Below are 636 nucleotides of genomic sequence, written 5' to 3'. Positions count from 1 at the left end.
TCGTCATCGCAAACAGAACCAATCCATAAGTCGATGCCATCATAATGCCAGCCATACTTGCACTTTTTCGGATTCGCCAAGCCGCTTGCAACTCTTGATCATTTCCGGTGATCAGACACCAAAGTAAAACGGGTAAGCCCATCGCCCAAAACTGCGCACCAAGATAGAAGATCGCGCTGTATTGATCGTTGAAAATAGTTGATGCTTGCTGAGTCAGTAACGTTAATGCCTCTTTGTCCACCACAGAGTAACCTGTCGTGCCAATTGCCGCGATCAACGCCCAAAACACGCCTACATTTAGATACGCCACCAAAGAAACTTGGCGAACATGAGTCAACGGCACCAAAATGCAGCCAAAGGTGATCAACAAAAAACCAAGCCACTGTTGAGATGAAAGCGCATGGCCGAGTGCAACACTGAACCCTCCCACCATCATGACCGGCAAAGCGCGTGCAATTGGGTAAATCACACCAACATCGGCATGTTTATACGCCATGATCAAACCGACGAGATACACAATTTGCGCTATTCCACTAAAAGCCAGCATTCCCCAAAACTCAACTGGCAACGAAGTCCAACCGAGCGTGGTTAAATACCAAATTAGATATGGGGTAAGAACTCCACAAGCAGACAGGC

Annotated in this window: 1 protein-coding gene; it reads right to left on the bottom strand. The window is 47.5% G+C overall.

The annotated features are described in order from the left end of the window. Positions 1-636: multidrug transporter (locus R8O10_RS25850; protein ID WP_318192045.1), on the bottom strand; the 636-nt coding region annotated here is incomplete at both ends.

This window comes from Vibrio sp. 1727, from assembly GCF_033344415.1.
Classification (GTDB): Bacteria; Pseudomonadota; Gammaproteobacteria; order Enterobacterales; family Vibrionaceae; genus Vibrio; species Vibrio alginolyticus.
The sequence above is the reverse complement of the archived record's forward strand: the minus strand, read 5'-3'. Positions and strand labels throughout refer to the sequence as shown.